This is a genomic window from Paenibacillus timonensis, assembly GCF_022427145.1.
In the GTDB taxonomy this organism is placed as follows: domain Bacteria; phylum Bacillota; class Bacilli; order Paenibacillales; family Paenibacillaceae; genus Fontibacillus; species Fontibacillus timonensis.
Genome location: NZ_JAKSXN010000174.1, coordinates 1 through 270, shown reverse-complemented (window position 1 = coordinate 270; position 270 = coordinate 1). Strand labels below are relative to the sequence as shown.

1 pseudogene is annotated in these 270 nt (G+C 40.4%); it reads right to left on the bottom strand.

What is annotated here, in order from left to right:
* A pseudogene (locus MJ257_RS24740) lies at positions 1 to 229 on the bottom strand (HNH endonuclease signature motif containing protein); the annotation flags it as partial.
* Between the last annotated feature and the right edge of the window lie 41 nt (positions 230 to 270).

Genomic DNA, 270 nt, shown 5'->3' with positions numbered 1-270 from the left:
GTATCTTATATAACAGTATCAAGTTATTGTATTTATCCCTCTGTTCCTTAGAGAGAATAGATTCACCTCGTGGGCCATCTTCTTCCCGAGCTACAATATGACACTCATCACCAATAACTGATTCATCATCGGTCTCAGTTTCATCCATTACAAGCTCAATCTTGCAAATAGCGCATCTATTCGCAGCGCGTCCCCAAAGCATTTTTCTTGTTTTTGATGAGATGCTCATGCTCTCGCACGCATCCTTTCATTAATTTGATCGATTTCACC